The sequence below is a fragment of the Vibrio sp. 03_296 genome (assembly GCF_002265885.1).
On the sequence record NZ_NPKW01000135.1, the window covers coordinates 1 to 898 of the forward strand.

6 tRNA genes are annotated in these 898 nt (G+C 50.1%); all 6 read right to left on the bottom strand.

Features of this window, described 5'->3' with window-relative positions:
• Nucleotides 1-62: 62 nt before the first annotated feature.
• The 6 genes from CIK04_RS17085 to CIK04_RS17110 all read right to left on the bottom strand — a co-directional run bounded on the left by CIK04_RS17085 (nucleotide 63) and on the right by CIK04_RS17110 (nucleotide 790).
• Nucleotides 63-139, bottom strand: a tRNA-Met gene (locus CIK04_RS17085).
• 53 nt (nucleotides 140-192) lie between these two features.
• A tRNA-Gly gene (locus tag CIK04_RS17090) sits at nucleotides 193-268 on the bottom strand.
• 34 nt (nucleotides 269-302) lie between these two features.
• A tRNA-Met gene (locus CIK04_RS17095) sits at nucleotides 303-379 on the bottom strand.
• A gap of 54 nt (nucleotides 380-433) precedes the next feature.
• Nucleotides 434-509: transfer RNA gene (locus CIK04_RS17100), tRNA-Gly, on the bottom strand.
• Nucleotides 510-543: 34 nt separating this feature from the next.
• Nucleotides 544-619 (bottom strand) — tRNA-Gly (locus tag CIK04_RS17105).
• Between the two features lie 95 nt (nucleotides 620-714).
• Nucleotides 715-790, bottom strand: a tRNA-Gly gene (locus CIK04_RS17110).
• Nucleotides 791-898: the final 108 nt, after the last annotated feature.

Consider the following 898-nt stretch of genomic DNA (forward strand, 5'->3'; position numbering starts at 1 on the left):
CCAAGCTGCTCCACCCCGCGTCCGTATTGTTTCACTGTTAAGCACAGTGAGAGCTTTGAAAGTGGTTGCGGGAGCTGGATTTGAACCAACGACCTTCGGGTTATGAGCCCGACGAGCTACCAAGCTGCTCCATCCCGCGTCCGTAATATTATCGTTAAGCACGATAAAGGCTATTTCATCCACTTGAGAAAGTGGAGCGACACACGAGGTTCGAACTCGTGACCTCAACCTTGGCAAGGTTGCGCTCTACCAACTGAGCTAGTGTCGCATTTGTTAAACGCCGTAGCATTTAATGTAGAAATTGGTTGCGGGGGCCGGATTTGAACCGACGACCTTCGGGTTATGAGCCCGACGAGCTACCAAGCTGCTCCACCCCGCGTCCGTATTGTTATCGTTAAGCACGATAAGGGCTTTACTTCCACTTTAAAGAAAGTGGAGCGACACACGAGGTTCGAACTCGTGACCTCAACCTTGGCAAGGTTGCGCTCTACCAACTGAGCTAGTGTCGCAATGTCATCGTTAAGCACGATAAGGGCTGTAAACTGGAGCGACACACGAGGTTCGAACTCGTGACCTCAACCTTGGCAAGGTTGCGCTCTACCAACTGAGCTAGTGTCGCATGTCATCGTTAAGTACGATGAGAACTGTAATCTGGAGCGACGCGACCAGTCTGGGCACGAGGTTCCTCGTGTGCGGTCTCATCACTTCTAAATTTGGAGCGACACACGAGGTTCGAACTCGTGACCTCAACCTTGGCAAGGTTGCGCTCTACCAACTGAGCTAGTGTCGCAATCAACAACGTTTTACGTCGTTCAGGGCTGCGAATTATAAGAGCATTTTTTTGTGATGCAAGTCCTCGTTGAAAAATCCTTAAATTTTTCCGTTCGATGAAAAAGCG